The following is a 16,296-nucleotide window of genomic DNA, read 5'->3' as shown; positions in this document are numbered from 1 at the left end:
ATCGACGGTGACGGCGGACGACCGCTTGGAGCCCCAAGCTGACGGTTGGCGCAAAGTTTCTCCGAGTCGATGTCACATCCCTTTCCCCAGCCTCGTCACGCTCGTGTCAGATCGAGAAGGAGATACCGACGACACCCCGCACGACCGACTACTTCAAGCGTGCCGAGGCTGGCTTCAAGCCGCTCTACGCTGTCGAGGCCGGAATACGCACCAGCACGCTGGAGATGCCGCTTCTGCACCTGATGGCATTGCGTGCGAGCCAGATCAACGCCTGCGCTTATTGCATTCAGGTGCACGTCGCCGAGGCGCTCAAGGCTGGTGAGACCCCGCTCCGTCTGCACATGCTGCCCGCCTGGCGCGAAAGCCCGCTCTATTCCGAGCGCGAGCGTGCGGCGCTGGCCTGGACCGAGGCGTTGACGCTGGTGGCAGAGACCGGCGCGCCCGATGCCGACTGGGCGCTGGTCGAGGCGGCCTTCACCGAGGACGAGCGGGCGTTTCTGACGCTGTCGATCGCCACGATCAACCTTTGGAACCGTGTTCAGATCGGCTTCCGTGCCGCCCACGGCATGACCCTTCCCGAAGCGCAGACCCATGCGGCCTGAGGCGCTGACCACCTTCGAGATGCAGCGGCCCCGGCTGCTGCGTCTCGCCTACCGGATGCTCGGCAGCCATGCCGAGGCCGAGGACATGGTGCAGGAGGTCTGGCTGCGCTGGCAGAACAGCGATCACGCCCAGGTCGAGGAACCGGCGGCTTGGCTCACGCGGGTCGTCTCGCGCCTCTGCCTCGATCAGATGAAATCGGCACGCAGCCGCCGCGAGACCTACCCCGGCACTTGGCTGCCCGAGCCGCTGATCGAGGAAGAGGACGATGCCCTGCGGCCCGACAACCTGACCCTGTCGCTGATGATGGCGCTGGAGCGGCTGTCGCCGCTGGAGCGCGTGGCCTTCCTGCTTCACGACGTCTTCGGCCAGCCGATGGACGAGGAACTGACCCGCGCCTTCTTCGAGGCCTGCAAGTCGGGGGATGCCACGGCCCTCTCCGCAATGCTGGCCGAGGGTGCGACGCTCCACTCCGACGGCGGCGGCAAGGTCCACAACGTGCTGAACGTCATCACGGGGGCGGACAAGCTGCTGCGGATGTTCGAGAGCCTCTGCCGCAAAATGGGCGAAGGGATGGAGTTCCTCGCCTTCACCGTGATCGACGGCTTGCCGGGCTTCGTCAGCCGAATGGGCGGCGCGCTCCAGACCACCGCACTGGAGATCGAGGACGGACGCATTGCCCGCATCTACATCACCCGCAACCCGGACAAGCTCACCCGATTGCAGAACCACTGACGGGAACCGTCGCTCGTTCGCTTGCCCAAATCCCCGCGCTCTTCGGCCGGCCCTCGCCGGCCTCCCGACGGCCTGCAGACGGACGCGACCACCGCGGCGATCGCGGTGGTCGCGCAACTCGAAGAGGCGAAGGCGTTCGCGGCCTCTTCGAAGTGATCGGAAGACCGCCGAGCGGGGGCGCTCAAACCCCCTTGATGACCTCGCACCCCATGAACGGCCGCAGCACCTCGGGCACGACCACGGTGCCGTCTGCCTGCTGGTACTGCTCCAGGATCGCGATCACCGTCCGGCCGACCGCGAGCGCCGAGCCGTTCTGCGTGTGCAAGAGCCGCGGCTTGCCCTTCGGCTCGGGCCGGTAGCGGATCGCCGCGCGCCGCGCCTGGTAGTCGCCGAAGTTCGAGCAGCTCGAAATCTCCCGATAGAGGCCCTGCCCCGGCAGCCACACCTCGAGGTCGTACGTCTTCTGCGAGGCGCCGCCCATGTCGCCCGCGCAGAGCAGCGACACGCGGTAGTGCAGGTTGAGACGGCGGAGAACCTCCTCTGCGTGCCGCGTGAGCGTCTCGTGGTTCTCGGCCGAGGTCTCGGGCGTCGAGAAGCGCACGAGCTCGACCTTGTCGAACTGATGCTGCCGGATGAGCCCGCGGACATCCTTGCCGTGGCTGCCCGCCTCGGCGCGGAAGCAGGGCGTGTACGCCGTGTAGGCGAGCGGCAGTTTGTCCGCTTCGAGGATCTCGTCGGCGTGGAGGTTCGTCACGGGGACCTCGGCCGTCGGGATCAGATACAGGTCGTAGGCGCGCTCGGGGTCGCTCTTGTGCGTCTTGAAGAGGTCCTCGGCGAACTTCGGGAGCTGCCCCGTGCCATAGAGGGCCGAGTCCTTCACCAGGAACGGCGGCAGGATCTCGGTGTAGCCCTGCTCGCGCGTGTGCAGGTCGAGCATGAAGTTGATGAGCGCGCGTTCGAGCCGCGCCGCCGCGCCCCAGAGCACCGTGAAGCGCGAGCCCGAGAGCTTCGCGCCGCGCGAAAAGTCGAGGATGCCGAGGCCCTCGCCGATGTCCCAGTGCGCCTTGGGCGTGAACGTGAACGACGGTTTGTCGCCCCAGGTCCGGACGACGACGTTGTCGTGCTCGTCCTTGCCGTCGGGCACCGACGGATCGGGCAGGTTCGGGACGAGGGCGAGCTGCTCCTGGATCTTCGCCTCGACGTCCTTCAGCGCCTGCTCCGCGTCCTTGATCTCCGCGGACAGGCGCTTCAGGGCCTCGCGTTGCTCCGTGAACTCGGCGGACTTCTTGTCCGCCTTGGCCATCTTCTCGTTGGCCTGGTTGCGCGCGGCAGCCTTGGACTCGGAGAGCGCGATGAGCTCACGCCGCTTCTGGCCGAGCTCGGCAATGGGGGCGAGGGCGGCCGCGGCCGCGGGCGAGCGCCGCGCCAAGGCGGCGCGGACGTCGTCCATGTGATCGACGACGTGGCGGAGGTCCAGCATGGGGGCCGGTTTAGCCGAGACCTCCGCCGATGTCAGCCTAGTTGTACGTCACTTTCGTGAAGGTCAGGCCGTCGCCCGCCCGTCCGATCGAGACGGTATCGCCCGTCTTGAACTCGCCGGCGAGCAGCCGTTTGGCGAGCTCGTCCTCGATGTAGCGCTGGATGCTCCGCTTGAGCGGCCGCGCGCCGTATTGCGGATCCCAGCCCTGCTCGATGAGGAAGGCCTTCGCCGCGGGCGCCACGGTCATCGAGATCCCGCGCCGCGCCAGGCGCTTCTCGAACTGCGCGAGCTGGATGTCGACGATCTTCTCCACCTCCGACCGTTCGAGCCTGCGGAAGACCACGATGTCGTCGAGCCGGTTCAGGAACTCCGGCCGGAAGTTCTTGCGCACCTCCTCGAGCACCACGCGCCGCACGAGCTCGGCTTTGTCCCGCGGGTCGAGCCCCTCGCGCTCCTCGACCGCCATCGCCGCCGGCGTGCCGAGGTTCGACGTGAGGATCAGGATCGTGTTCTTGAAGTCGACGGTGTGCCCCTGACCATCGGTCAATCGGCCGTCGTCGAGCACCTGCAAGAGCACGTTCCACACGTCCGGGTGCGCCTTCTCGATCTCGTCGAAGAGCACCACCGTGTACGGCCTCCGCCGCACGGGTTCGGTGAGCTGACCGCCCTCTTCGTAGCCGACGTATCCGGGCGGCGCGCCGATGAGCCGCGCGACCGTATGCCGCTCGCCGTACTCGCTCATGTCGATGCGCACCATCGCCTTCTCGTCGTCGAAGAGGAACTCGGCGAGCGCCCGCGCGAGCTCCGTCTTGCCGACGCCCGTGGGCCCGAGGAACATGAACGAGCCGATCGGCCGCTTCTCCTCGCCGAGCCCCGCGCGCGACCGCCGGATGGCGTTCGACACCGCGACGAGCGCGTGGTCCTGCCCCACGACGCGCCTGCGCAGCTCGTCTTCGAGGCGCAGGAGCTTCTGCATCTCGCTTTCGAGCATCTTCGAGACCGGAATGCCGGTCCATTTCGACACGATGGCCGCGATGTCCTCGTCCGTGACCTCCTCCTTGAGATAACTGCCCTTCTCCTGGAGCTTGCTGAGCGACTCGCGCAGCCCTTCGAGCTTCTTCTCGACCTCGGGGATCTTGCCGTAATGGATCTCGGCCGCCTTGCCGAGGTCGCCGCGGCGCTTCTCGCGCTCCTCTTCGAGGCGGAGCTGCTCGATCGACTCCTTCGTCTTCTTGATCTCCGTGAGCAGCTCCTTCTCGCGCATCCATTGCGCCCGCATCGCGTCGCGCTTCGCCTGGAGCTCGGCCATCTCGCGCTTGACGTCCTCGAGCCGCGCCTTGCTCGCCTTGTCCTGCTCGCGCTGCAGCGCTTGCTCCTCCATGCCGAGCTTGACGAGCTGCCGCTCGACGTTGTCGATCGGCGTCGGCAGGCTCTCGATTTCCATGCGGATGCGGCTCGCGGCCTCGTCGACGAGGTCGATCGCCTTGTCCGGCAGGAATCGCTCGGTGATGTAGCGGTGCGAGAGCGTCGCCGCCGCCACGAGCGCCGCGTCCTGGATGCGGATGCCGTGGTGAATCTCGTACCGCTCCTTGAGCCCGCGCAGGATCGCGATCGTGTCCTCGACGCTCGGCTCGCCCACGAACACGGGCTGGAACCTGCGCTCGAGCGCCGCGTCCTTCTCGATTCGCTTGCGATACTCGTCGAGCGTGGTCGCGCCGATGCAGCGGAGCTCGCCGCGCGCGAGGGCGGGCTTGAGCATGTTCGCCGCATCCATCGCGCCCTCGGCGGCGCCCGCGCCGACGAGCGTGTGCAGCTCGTCGATGAACAGGATGATCCGCCCCTGCGCGCCCTCGATCTCCTTGAGCACGGCCTTCAGCCGGTCCTCGAACTCGCCGCGGAACTTCGAGCCCGCGACCATCGCCGCGAGGTCGAGCGCCGCGATCCTCTTGTCCTTCAGCGACTCGGGCACGTCGCCGGCCACGATGCGCTGCGCGATGCCCTCGACGATCGCCGTCTTGCCGACGCCCGGCTCGCCGATGAGCACGGGGTTGTTCTTCGACCGGCGCGAGAGCACCTGGATCGTGCGGCGAATCTCCTCGTCGCGGCCGATCACCGGGTCGATCTTTCCGCGCCGCGCGAGCTCCGTGAGGTCACGCGTGTACTTGTCGAGCGCCTGGAACTTGCCCTCGGGGTCCCGATCCGTGACGCGCTGATTGCCGCGCACCTGCGTGAGCGCCGCGAGCAGTTTGTCGTGGTTGAGCCCGGTACGTTCGAGGAGCTGCGACGTGTCCTTGTCGCTCTTCAGCGCCGCGAGCAGGAGGTGCTCGGTGGAGATGAAGTCGTCCTTCAGGCCCTTCATCTCGTCTTCGGCCTTCTGGAGCAGGCCGAGCGCGCGTCGCGACAAGCTCGGCTCGGCGCCGCCGCTCACGCGCGGGTAGCTATCGATCTTGGCGTCGAGCGCCTGCAAAACACGCCCCGGGTCGACGCCCGCCTTTTCCAGGAGCGGCGCCCCGATCCCATCCTCCTGAGCGATGACCGCTCGCAAAAGGTGCTCCGGATAGAGCTCCGGATTCCCGCGCCGGCTCGCGAGGTCGACGGCAGCGCGAACCGCTTCCTGGGCCTTGGTCGTCATTCTATCGATCCGCATGGCACGACCGAAACTAAGGCCGGATCTCGCGCTAGCAAGGCCCTTGCCAAGCGACCGAAGAGGTCACACGCTCGGGGATCCTTTCCGGGTTCTTCGCGATCGACACGGACGGGCGCCCTCGGCGAAGATGCGCCCTCATGCGAAAACACCGGCTCTCTTTTCTCGCTTTCACGGCGCTCGCGGTGCCATCCCTCGCGGCCGCGCTCGCCTCGTGCGGTGATGGCAACGTGACGGGCAGCGGCGCGTCCGCAGGCACGTCCTCGGGCGGCAGCGGCGGCCAGGGCGGCCAAGGCGGCGGCGGCCAGGGCGGCGACGGCGGCGACCTCTTCGGCGACAGCGGGACCACCGGGTGCACGCCCGGCGAGGCCTGCGGCGACGGCGGCGTCTGCACGTCCGGCGGCGTGTGCTGCACGCAGGACAAGGCCTGCGGGACGGCTTGCTGCGGCGACGCGGAGGTCTGCTCGTTCCAGCAATGCGTGGTCCCCGGCGCGACGTGCATCGACGCGACCGAATGCCCGGCGGGCTCCTACTGCGAATATGCGCTCGGCGAGCCGGGCATGCCCGGCGGCGGGGGCGGAGGCTCGTGCCAGGGCGGCGTGACGCCCGCGACGGGCAAATGTCTGCCGCAGCCGCCCGAATGCGCGCCGGGCATGGAGCCCGGCCCGAACGACCCGATCACGTGCCTCGCGAAATGCGAGTACAAGCCGCCCGTCGGCCAGTTCGAACCGGTGCTCAAGTATGCGTGGGGAAACCCGTCCGCGCCGAGCACGCAGGACAGCGTGATGATGGCGCCCGTCGTGATCCAGCTCGACGACGATACGTGTGACGGCGTCGTCGACGAGCGCGACATTCCGGAGATCGTGTTCCTCACGTTCCAGACGAACAAGTACAACGAAAATGGGACGCTCCACGCCATTTCGATCGTCAATGGCCAGGTCGTCGAGAAGTGGACGGCGAACGCGGGCGCGACGAGCCAGAACCATCCGGGCCGCTCGATCGCCGCGGGCAACATCGACGGCATGCCGGGCAACGAGATCGTGGTCTGCACGACCGACGGCCGCGCGCGCGCTTATACGGCGACGGGCGCGCAGCTATGGCTCAGCGAGGCCGGCACGTGTTTCATGCCCTCGCTCGCGGACCTCGATCAGGACGGCGACGTGGAGGTCGTCGTGGAATCGCAGATCCTCGACGGAAAGACGGGCGCGACCGTCGCGACCTTGAACCCGGCGAACACCTCGAACGTCGTGGTCTCCGACATCGACGCCGACGGCAAGCTCGACATCGTCACGGGGAGGCGCGCGTACAAGGCCGACGGCACGCTGCTCGTCGATTCCGGCCTCGTCGCGAGCTTCCCCGCCGTCGGGGATCTCGACAAGGACGGCATCCCCGAGGTCATTGGAATCTACAACTCGAACCACGAGCTCCGGATCTGGCGCGTCGATCCGAACGAGCCCAGCGGCTTCAAGGTCGTGCGTACGGGCATCGACATCAACGGCACCCTCAATCCGGCGCTCTGCCCCACGAACAGCACGGGCTACACGCAAGGCGGCGGCCCGCCCACGGTGGCGGACTTCAATGGCGACGGCACGCCGGACGTGGCGATGGCGGGCGGCGTCGGATACGCGGTGTTCGACGGCAAGAAGCTCATGGACCCCGCGATCCCGAACGCCGAGACGCTCCTCTGGATCCGGCAAACCCAGGATTGCTCGTCCGCCTCGACGGGCAGCTCGGTCTTCGATTTCGAGGGCGACGGCAAGGCCGAGGTCGTCTACGCCGACGAGAAGATGATGCACGTCTATTCGGGGACCGACGGGACGGTGCTCTACGAGACGTGCAACACGAATGGCACGCTCTACGAGTATCCGCTGGTCGCCGACGTGGACAACGACGGGCAGGCCGACATCGTGGTCGTGTCGAACTCGTATTCGAGTTTCACCTGCGCGGACGGCTCGAAGACGGCGGGCGTGCGGATCTTCGGCGATAAAAACGGTAACTGGGTCCGCACGCGCCGGGTGTGGAACCAGCACGGGTATCACGTGACGAACGTGGAAGAGGACGGGACGATCCCGATGGTGGAGCTGCCGAACTACAAGCAGCCGAAGCTCAACAATTTCCGGCAAAACGTGCAGCCCTCGGGCGAGTTCTCGGCGCCGGACCTCGTCGCCACGGTCTTCCCGATCTGCGGAGGCCCGACGTATGGGCTCGTCGCGCGCGTGCGCAACATCGGCGAGGCGGCCGTGCCGGCGGGCGTGAACATCGGGTTTTACCTGGACGACCCGGCAAACGGCGGCATGCCCCTGCCCGGTAGCCCCGTCATGACCACGAAGGTGCTTTATCCGGCCGAAGCCGAGGACGTGACCCTCCCCCTGCCGATGCCGCCGCCCGGCGTGCTCGACGGGGCGAAGAAGATCTACGTCGTCGTCGACGATCAATCGCCGCCGCACGCATGGCACGAATGCCGGACCGACAACAACGTCGCCCAGGGCAGCGGCGTTTGTGAAGGCGGTCCGAACTGACTGAAAAAGGAAACCCCCCTCGAACGGCGACCCGAGGGGGGTGAGGGAATCGATTCTGACGGGGGAGCGGACAATCGCTCCCCACCGATTCAGATATCGAGGTTCTTCACGTTCAGCGCATTCACCTCGATGAAGCGCCGCCGCTCGTCGACCTGCTCGCCCATCAGAATCGCGAAGAGCCGCGCAGCCTCGGCCTCGTCGTCGATCTTCACCTGCAGCAGCGTGCGGGCGTCCGGGTTCATGGTCGTCTCCCAGAGCTCCTCCGCGTTCATCTCGCCGAGGCCCTTGTAACGCTTGATCGCGATGCCGCGTCGACCACGCTGCTCGAGGTATTCGATGAGAGCCTCGCTCGTCTCGATTTCAGCCTCGTCTCCCTTGGAGATGGCGACCCACGGCGCCGGCCCCAGCGAATCCTCCACGGCGCGCTCGATTCCGAGCGCATCCGTGTACTCGGGCTGCCCACAAAGGGTCCAATCGAGCACGCTCACCCGGCTCGACGCGCCGGCGCGCGGGGTCACGGTGATGCGGTGCGCGCCATGCTCCGGATCGAACGCCGTCGAGACCTCGAGCGGCGCCAGATCGGGATACCGCCGCTCCAGATAGGCCTTGAGCTCCCGCCGCGCCGTCTCCACCTTGGCCGCGTCCCGGAGGTCCTCCTGGGCGAGACGGGTCGAGCGGATGGCCGCGGCGACGATGCGCGCGTCGCACCGTTTGTCGAGGTTCCCGAGCGCAACCTTGAAGCGCTTGAGCTCGTGCGCGATATGCCTGAGCGGCTCACCGAGCAGCTTGCGCTCCTGGTTCGCTTTCGACGCGAGCACGAGCTCGTCGACCGCGTGGTTCACGAGGTGCTCGTCGAGCGCTCGCTGGTCCTTGAGGTAAATCGGATTCTTCTTCCCCTTTTGCACGCTGAACAGCGGCGGCTGCGCAATGTAGAGGTGACCCTGCTCGATCACCTCGCGCATCTGCCGGAAGAAGAACGTCAAGAGCAGCGTGCGAATGTGCGACCCGTCGACGTCGGCGTCGGTCATCAGGATGATCTTGTGGTACTTGAGCTTGCCGAGCTCGATCCCATCGTCGTCCTTGTCCTCGCCCTCGCCGCGCGCCGTGCGCACGCCGCTGATGCCGCAACCGAGCGCCGTGATGATCGTGCCGACCTCGGCCGAGCTCAACATGCGGTCGAGCCGCGCGCGCTCGACGTTCAGGATCTTGCCGCGGAGCGGGAGGATCGCCTGGAAATGGCGGTCGCGCCCCATCTTGGCGCTGCCGCCGGCGCTGTCGCCCTCGACGATGTAAACCTCGCTCTTCTCGGGATCCTTCGACTGGCAATCGGCGAGTTTGCCCGAGAGCGAGGTGATGTCGAGCGAGCCCTTGCGGATGACCTCACGCGCCTTGCGCGCCGCCTCACGCGCCCGCGCCGCGAGCACCGCTTTCTCGATGATCTTCTTCGCGCCCTGCGGGTGCTCCTCGAAATACTGGCCGAGCTTGTCGGTCACGGCGCGCTCGACGATGCCCTTCACCTCGCTCGACACGAGCTTCGACTTCGTCTGCGAGTCGAACGACGGGTCCGGGTGCTTGACGCTGAGCACGCAGGTGAGGCCCTCGCGGATGTCCTCGCCCGCGAGCTCCTGCTTGAGCTCCTTGAACAGGTTTTGCGCCTTGCCGTACTGATTGATCGTCTTCGTCAGCGCCGAGCGCATGCCAGCGAGGTGCGTGCCGCCGTCCTTGTTGTGGACGTTGTTGGTGTAGCAATAGATCTGCTCGGTATACGAGCCGCTCCACTGCATCGCGACCTCGACCGTGATGGGCGGCACGGGCTTCGAGCCACCGTTGCCCGCCGCCTCGGCCTGGCCCTCGACCACGAACGCGATGACGTCGTCGTGAATCGCCTCCTGCGCCTGGTTCAGGAGCGCGACGAACTCGGCGATGCCGCCCTTGTAGTGGAATGTCTCGCTGCGGCCGTTCGGGCGCTGATCTTCCAGGTTGATGATGAGGCCCGCGTTCAAGAACGCGAGCTCGCGCAGGCGATTGGCGAGGACGTTGTAATTGAACTCCGTCACCGTGAAGATCTGCGCGTCCGGCTTGAACGACACCTTCGTGCCCGTCCGGTCCGTCTCGCCGAGGGCCTTCAAAGGCTTGCGCGGCACGCCGCGCTCGTACTCCTGGAACCAGACCTTGCCCTCGCGCTTGATCTCGAGCTTCAGCCACTCGGAGACGGCGTTCACCGCGGAAACGCCCACGCCGTGCAGGCCGGCGCTGACCTTGTAGCTCGCGTTGTCGAACTTGCCGCCCGCGTGGAGCACGGTCATCACGACCTCGGCCGCGGAGACACCCCTCGCGTGCATGCCGACCGGAATGCCGCGGCCGTTGTCCTCCACGGATACCGATCCGTCGAAGTGCACTGTCACGCGAATGTCGGTGCAGTGCCCCGCGAGGTGCTCGTCGACCGCGTTGTCCACGGCCTCCCAGACGAGGTGGTGCAGCCCCGAGCCGTCGTGCACGTCACCGATGTACATTCCCGGGCGCTTGCGCACGGCTTCAAGGCCTTCGAGCGCCGTGATGCTGTTCGCGTCGTAAGCCTGGCCCGCGGTCGTCTTGGATTCGGTTTGCTGGATGCTCGTCGGTTCGGTCGTCATCGGTCTCGTGCTTTCGGCTCCCGAACGTCGGGCCGATCGGTTCGTTCCGACCCGCACGTTCGCGCGGGTCGAGAGGTTCCTCGGGCCGAGCGCGGACGCCTTCTGGTCACGCGCGCGGGGGCCGTTTGGAGTCGCGGAAATCTAGCCTTTTTGTGCCTCTTGGGCAAGCGTGGCGGGGCCCTTTTCGTGAGGAAATCACGCCCGATTGGTGCCCGTTTCACGCACGCACGGTCGAGGCGCGGAAGCGCGGCCCGAGGTCAGCCCGCGCCCTCGTCGAGCTCGCCCCGAAACACGCGGAAGTCACGCCGTCCCTCGGCCGGTATGTCCTCGGCGCGGATGAGCTCGGGGCGCGTGGTCGTCAGGAAAATCTGACCACGATGGAGCGCGAGGAATGAAAAGAGCGCGCCCGTACGCTCCGGATCGAGCTCGCTCGAAACGTCGTCGAGCAGAAGCAAGGGCTCGATGCCCCGCTCTTTGGCGATCGTCGCCGTCTCGGCCGCCTTGAGCGCGAGCGTGAGCGCGCGATGTTGCCCCTGCGATGCGACCACACGCGCCGGATGCCCATCCAGCATGAGCTCGAGCTCGTCGCGATGCGGGCCAAACCCCGCCGACGCCCGGAACGCATCCCGCTTTCGGCCCCGCAAAAGCTCGGCGCGCGCCGTCTCCACGTCGGCCGAGCCTCCCGGCGCGTATCGCGCGGTGAGCCGGAGGTCGGGCGCCGCGATCTGCGCGAACGCGCTCGCGAGCTCGACGACGAGCGCCTCGGACGCCGCCGCGCGCGCCCGCGTGAGAGCCGCGCCATGCTCGGCGCAGAGCTCCTCGAACGCGTCGAGCTCACGTGTATCGCTCGAAGGTATGTCCGCGCCCCGCCGCAAGAGCTCCTGCCGCGCTTTGAGCGCATGCGCATACCGCGCGCGCGCTTCGGCGCTCTCGGGCCGCGTGAAGAGCGCGAGCCGGTCGAGCAGCGTGCGCCGTCCCTGCGCGGGCCCGCTCGACAGCGTGAGCTCCTCCGGATGAAACACGACCACGGGCGAGCGCGTCGCGTACTCGACGAGCGCGCGCGGCCGATTGCCATCGATGCGCACGGCGACGCTCTTGCCCTGCACCGCGGCCGTCTGCTCGCGCGCGAGCGCCGGCAGCGCGCCGCCGCGTTCGACGAAACGCGCCTTCACACTCGCCGCCTCCTCGCCGTGCCGCACGAGCTCGCCCACGCGCGACGTGCGAAAGCTCTTCGAAGTCGCGGCGAAGTAAATCGCCTCGAGCACGCTCGTCTTGCCGTGCCCGTTGTTGCCCCACACGACGTTGAGCCGCGGCGCGGGCTCCATGTCCACCCGCGAGAGGACGCGAAGGCCGCGCACGGTGAGCCGTTCGAGCTCGAGGCGATTCATGGGAGTTTTTTCACCCCCGTGTGTCTGGCTTCTGACCCCTCTCCCGGAGGAAGAGGGGTCAGGGGTGAGGGGGATCGGAGGGGTGAGGGTGTATCGGAGACGTGCGTGCGTTTCAGTTCGTCGTCAAATCCGCATCGGCATGATGACCGAGACATAGCTCTCCGCGGCCGACTCCGTCGCAGGACGGATGACCGCGGGGTCGAGCTCGCCCGACACGCCGAGGACGACCTCGTCGTCGTTGATGGCCGCGAGCACATCGAGGAAGTACTTCGCGTTGAAGCCGATCGTCACCTCGGGCCCATCGTAGTCGATCGGCACCTCGTCGAAGCCGTTGCCGCTCTCGGGGCTCTCGCTCGTGATGCGCAGCGCGCGCGACGTCACCGTGAGCTTCACGCCGCCCGTGCGGTCGCTCGCGGCGAGCGAGACGGCGCGCAGGGCCTCGGCGAGCTGGGCGCGCGGCGCGCGGATGCTCCGGTCGCTCACGTTCGGGATGACCTGCTGGTAGGGCGGGAACTGCGCGTCGACGAGCTTCACCGAGAAGGTCATGCCACCGACGCCGAAAAACGCGTTCGGCCCGCTCTGCGTGATGTGCACCGTGGGCGTCTCCTTGTCGACGCCGCTCGTGAGCCTGCGCAGCTCGTGGATGGCCTTGAGCGGGATGAGCATCGTCGCCGTCGCGCTCGTGCCCTCCAGCGTGACCTCCATCTTGGACAGCCGGTGACCGTCCGTCGTGACCATGCGGACGCGATGGCCGGCCCACTCGAAGAGCGCGCTGTTCACGTGCGCGCGCGTCTCGTCGGTCGAGATGCTGAAGTGCGTGCGCTCGATGAGCCGCGAGAGGAGCTCGACGGGTAGCTCCAGCGACGGCGCGTCGGGCGCGGGCTTCGGGAGCTGGGGGAACTCGCTGCCGGGCATGCCGTGCAGCGTGTAGCGACGCGGCGAGCCGACGGCCTTGATGACGGTCTGCGCGCCCTCGCGCGCGGTCACCTGGATGGGCCCGTCGGGCATGGCCTTCACGCGGTCGAGCAGGTCCTTCGCCGGAACGGCCACGGAGCCTGCGCTCACGATTTCGGCCGCCGTCTGACCGCTCACCGCGAGGTAGAGGTCGGTCGCGGAAACGCGCAGCGCGTTCCCGTCGGCGGCGAGCAGCACGTTGGCGAGCACCGGCATGGCGCTCTTCTTGTCGGCGACGCCCTGGCAGCGGTCGACGAGGCGCAGCAGATCTTTCTTCGCGATGACGAGGTCCATGGCCCTTCAACTCCGCCGCGGCGGGAAAGCAGCGGGTCGGTCCCTCTTAGCAGGGTTATCGGCGGGGCGAAGGCCGAAAAGATGACCGAGGCAAACGTGACCAGGCTCACCGGTTCCCCTCCGATCTAGGGAAGATCTTTAGATCTAGATCAGGTCGTCATCGTAGGGCCTGTGGACGATGGGGAAAACTCTGGATCGGCCTATGATTTCGATGACTTACGGAGCCACCCCCCTGTGGATCGTTCGGGGGTACCCCGGGGTCGGGTCGGGGAGAGTCGGACGGTCGGACGGTCGGGCCCGGTTCTCTCCCCAAGGCAGACCCTGGGATCACCGGAAGTTATCCCCAGCTTGCCCCTGTTCGGCTGTATGCGCCGTGCCTGTCCAGACGAGCACCTCTAGACCGAGCGCGTCGCGCGCGCGTCCGCGTTCGGCGTGAGCTTGCGTCGTTGGAACGAAAACGAGTTCGCCGAGCGATTTTGCAGTGGCCGCGCGCGACGGAATGGCCGAACGTAGGGCTCTCGCGATGAGCGAACTCCGTTGCCGCCACTGCGGCATCCGGCACGACGAACGACTCGTGATCTGCCCGGCGACGGGGCTCGCCATCGGGCCAGGATCGAGTCTGCCGCCGCGCCAGGCGATGCACACGCCGCGTTCGTTCATCCCGCCCGCGCCGAGCATCCCGCGGCCCATGGGCATCCCCGCGGCCCGCGTGCCCGCCCCCGCGCCCGTCGCGAACGCTCGACCGGCACCGCCCGGCGCCGCCCCGAACCAGCAGAACGGCCCCTCGTCGCAGAGCTCGCACAGGCTCGCGAGGCGTGACCTCGTCGGGCACGTCATCGGCGACAAGTACCGCGTGAAGGCGCTGCTCGGCGAGGGCGGCATGGGCGCGGTGTACGAGGCCGAGCACCTGGCCATCGGCCGCATCGTCGCGGTGAAGGTGCTGCACCCGAAGCACGCGCAGCAGGCCGACTCGGTCGCGCGCCTCAAGCACGAGGCGCGTATCGCAGGCTCGATCGGTCACCCGAACATCTGCGAGATTTACGACCTCGGCCGCCTCGAAGACGGCACGCCGTACCTCGTGATGGAGCGGCTCGTCGGCGAGACGCTCGACCAGCGCATCAAGCGCGACGGCGCGTTACCCGAGCGCGACGTCGCGGACGTGATGCACCAGGTGCTCTCGGCGCTCACGGCCGCGCACGCAAAGGCCATCATCCATCGCGACCTCAAGCCCGAGAACGTTTTTCTCGTCCGCAAGGCGGGCGTGCCGCCCATCGCCAAGCTCCTCGACTTCGGCATCTCCAAGGCGATCGACGAAGACACGTCGACCGACCTCACGATGCCCGGCATCGTCATGGGCACGCCGTACTACATGGCGCCCGAGCAGGCGCGCGGCGACCGCGGGCTCGACCACCGCGTCGATCTCTGGGCCGCGGGCGTGATCCTCTACGAAGCGCTCACGGGCCGGCGCCCGTTCGTCGCGCGAAACTACAACGCGTTGCTCGTGCAGATCCTCACCTCGAAGCACCGCTCGCTCTCCGAGGTGCGTCCGAACGTCACGCGTGGGCTCGAGCGTGTCGTGGACAAGGCGCTCGCCAAGATGCGGGAGGACCGCTACCAGAACGCCCTCGAGTTCCAGGACGGGCTGCGTCGCGCCCTCGAGCCCGAGGCGCCGCCGCCCTCGCGCCGCGCGCCGCTGCCGCCGGCGAAGATGTCGTTCTCCGAGGACGACGATGACGAGACGATGGTGCTCTCGTTCTCGCGCAAGGACCTCGGCCTGCCCATCGCGCCGCCGCGCTCGTCGAAGCAGGGCACCGGCAACGCGGGCCCACCACCGTCGAGCCGCGCGGCCCCGCCCACGACCGTCACCGCGCCGCACCAGGCCACCGCTGCGCCTCACGCCGCCGCGCCTCACGCCGCTGCGCCGTCCTTGCCCGCGCCGCTGCCGCCCCCCTTGCCGCCGCCTGCGCCGCTGCCGCCGCCGCCACACGCCGCGCAGCAACAAGCGCCCCAGGCCGCCGCCTCCTCGGGTGGCCCGCCGCCGACCATGCCGGCGGGGCAACTCGCGAGCATGGGCGTGGGCAGCGGTCGTCAAGCGTGGCTGCCGCCTCCGCCCGCGCCGCTGCCGCCGCCCTCGGCGCCGCCGCACCCTGCGCCCGTGCCCATCCCGGTCCACGCTGCGGCACCCTTGCCGCCGCCTCCGCCGCGCCCCATCCCGCCGGCGCGCCCCGTGACCGACGACGACGACGACGAGCGCACGCTCGTCGACCCGCCCTCGTTCAACGACGACCGGCCCTCGGTCTCCGACGACCGGCCGACGCTCGTGCGCCCGTTCCCGGCGCGTCCGGTGCCCGGGAAGGGGTCGTGAGCCAGGGCGGATGAGTCGAGCGCCGCGCCTCACTCGCATCGTCGGCAAGGGCCTCATCAAGGCCTATGGCCCCACCGTGGCCTTGCGCGGCGTGAGCCTCACGATCGAGCTCGGCAAGCTGCTCGTCATCGAGGGCGCGAACGGCTCGGGCAAGTCCACGCTGCTCGGCATCCTCGGCACGGTGATCAAGCCGACGGCGGGCAGGGTCTTCTACGAGCCGCTCGGCGACGACCTGCTCGCGGTGCGCGCCGAGATTGGCTGGGTCTCGCACGAGACGATGGCGTACCCGGACCTGTCGGGTCGGAAGAACGTGGAGCTCGCGGCGCGGCTCGTGGGGCTCGACGCGGCGGAGGCGTGGACGCGGGCGTCGGCGCGGTTCGAGCTTGGGCCGTTCGCGGAGCGGCCGGTGCGGACGTACTCGCGTGGGCAGCGGCAACGCATCGCGCTCGCGCGGGCGCTCACGCACGAGCCTTCGCTGGTTCTGCTCGACGAACCGACGACGGGCCTCGACAAGGCGGGCGTGGCGCGGCTGCTCGCGGTGGTCGACGAGGAGGTCGCGCGGGGCGCGGCCGTGGTCGTCGTCTCGCACGAGCCGGAGCTCTTTCGCGAGCGGGCCGGCGCGCGCCTCGTGCTCGACCGGGGTCGGGTGGTCGATAGCGTTACCGCCTGACCATCGCAAAAAAA

At 68.3% G+C, this 16,296-nt stretch carries 10 protein-coding genes; 5 read left to right on the top strand and 5 right to left on the bottom strand.

Annotated elements, in window-relative coordinates; genetic code table 11:
- The first annotated feature begins 122 nt into the window (after window positions 1–122).
- Both QHF84_RS28440 and QHF84_RS28435 read left to right on the top strand, forming a co-directional pair.
- Window positions 123–602, top strand: a complete 480-nt coding sequence (locus QHF84_RS28440; RefSeq protein WP_281316617.1) for a carboxymuconolactone decarboxylase family protein — start codon at window positions 123–125, stop codon at window positions 600–602.
- Window positions 592–1,335 carry a sigma factor gene (locus QHF84_RS28435; RefSeq protein ID WP_281316594.1) on the top strand — a complete coding sequence of 248 codons (744 nt, stop codon included), beginning with the start codon at window positions 592–594 and terminating at the stop codon, window positions 1,333–1,335. The genes QHF84_RS28440 and QHF84_RS28435 overlap by 11 nt, the downstream gene beginning before the upstream one ends.
- 181 nt (window positions 1,336–1,516) lie before the next feature.
- On the opposite strand, the gene serS is transcribed toward QHF84_RS28435, so the two are convergent.
- Window positions 1,517–2,815, bottom strand: a complete 1,299-nt coding sequence (gene serS, locus QHF84_RS28430) for a serine--tRNA ligase (protein WP_281316593.1) — start codon at window positions 2,813–2,815, stop codon at window positions 1,517–1,519.
- A gap of 37 nt (window positions 2,816–2,852) precedes the next feature.
- A complete protein-coding gene (clpB, locus tag QHF84_RS28425) occupies window positions 2,853–5,462 on the bottom strand; it encodes an ATP-dependent chaperone ClpB (RefSeq protein WP_348652883.1) in 2,610 nt (869 codons plus the stop codon).
- Window positions 5,463–5,599: 137 nt separating this feature from the next.
- On the opposite strand from clpB, the gene QHF84_RS28420 reads away from it, so the two are divergent.
- A complete protein-coding gene (locus QHF84_RS28420) occupies window positions 5,600–7,978 on the top strand; it encodes a VCBS repeat-containing protein (RefSeq protein WP_281316591.1) in 2,379 nt (792 codons plus the stop codon).
- 89 nt (window positions 7,979–8,067) lie between these two features.
- Here QHF84_RS28420 and gyrB read toward each other — a convergent pair whose 3' ends face one another.
- The 3 genes from gyrB to dnaN form a co-directional block, all read right to left on the bottom strand.
- Entirely contained in the window at window positions 8,068–10,611 is a 2,544-nt protein-coding gene (gyrB, locus tag QHF84_RS28415; protein WP_281316590.1) for a DNA topoisomerase (ATP-hydrolyzing) subunit B, read from the bottom strand.
- A 257-nt stretch (window positions 10,612–10,868) separates the two neighbouring features.
- Window positions 10,869–11,999 carry a DNA replication and repair protein RecF gene (gene recF / locus QHF84_RS28410; protein WP_281316589.1) on the bottom strand — a complete coding sequence of 377 codons (1,131 nt, stop codon included), beginning with the start codon at window positions 11,997–11,999 and terminating at the stop codon, window positions 10,869–10,871.
- A 123-nt stretch (window positions 12,000–12,122) separates the two neighbouring features.
- The gene (gene dnaN, locus QHF84_RS28405) at window positions 12,123–13,247 is read right to left on the bottom strand and encodes a DNA polymerase III subunit beta (RefSeq protein WP_272416899.1); all 1,125 of its coding nucleotides are present in this window, start codon (window positions 13,245–13,247) and stop codon (window positions 12,123–12,125) included.
- Between the two features lie 523 nt (window positions 13,248–13,770).
- Between dnaN and QHF84_RS28400 the strand changes: the two genes are divergently transcribed.
- Window positions 13,771–15,612, top strand: coding sequence for a serine/threonine-protein kinase (locus QHF84_RS28400; RefSeq protein WP_281316588.1), 1,842 nt, complete (start codon window positions 13,771–13,773; stop codon window positions 15,610–15,612).
- A gap of 10 nt (window positions 15,613–15,622) precedes the next feature.
- Window positions 15,623–16,282: an ATP-binding cassette domain-containing protein gene (locus QHF84_RS28395; RefSeq protein WP_281316587.1), complete on the top strand. Its 660-nt coding sequence runs from the start codon at window positions 15,623–15,625 to the stop codon at window positions 16,280–16,282.
- Window positions 16,283–16,296 lie beyond the last annotated feature (14 nt).

This window comes from Polyangium sp. y55x31 (assembly GCF_029946505.1).
GTDB lineage: Bacteria > Myxococcota_A > Polyangia > Polyangiales > Polyangiaceae > Polyangium.
Note: the sequence above shows the minus strand (reverse complement) of the source record. Positions and strands in the feature narration are given on the sequence as shown.

What these genes read in the sequence shown, in the direction of transcription:
- QHF84_RS28435 (WP_281316594.1), top strand. Translation starts at nt 592, where the DNA reads ATGCGGCCTGAGGCGCTGACCACCTTCGAGATGCAGCGGCCCCGGCTG.
- serS (WP_281316593.1), bottom strand. Translation starts at nt 2,815, where the DNA reads ATGCTGGACCTCCGCCACGTCGTCGATCACATGGACGACGTCCGCGCC.
- clpB (WP_348652883.1), bottom strand. Translation starts at nt 5,462, where the DNA reads ATGCGGATCGATAGAATGACGACCAAGGCCCAGGAAGCGGTTCGCGCT.
- QHF84_RS28420 (WP_281316591.1), top strand. Translation starts at nt 5,600, where the DNA reads ATGCGAAAACACCGGCTCTCTTTTCTCGCTTTCACGGCGCTCGCGGTG.
- gyrB (WP_281316590.1), bottom strand. Translation starts at nt 10,611, where the DNA reads ATGACGACCGAACCGACGAGCATCCAGCAAACCGAATCCAAGACGACC.
- recF (WP_281316589.1), bottom strand. Translation starts at nt 11,999, where the DNA reads ATGAATCGCCTCGAGCTCGAACGGCTCACCGTGCGCGGCCTTCGCGTC.
- dnaN (WP_272416899.1), bottom strand. Translation starts at nt 13,247, where the DNA reads ATGGACCTCGTCATCGCGAAGAAAGATCTGCTGCGCCTCGTCGACCGC.
- QHF84_RS28400 (WP_281316588.1), top strand. Translation starts at nt 13,771, where the DNA reads ATGAGCGAACTCCGTTGCCGCCACTGCGGCATCCGGCACGACGAACGA.
- QHF84_RS28395 (WP_281316587.1), top strand. Translation starts at nt 15,623, where the DNA reads ATGAGTCGAGCGCCGCGCCTCACTCGCATCGTCGGCAAGGGCCTCATC.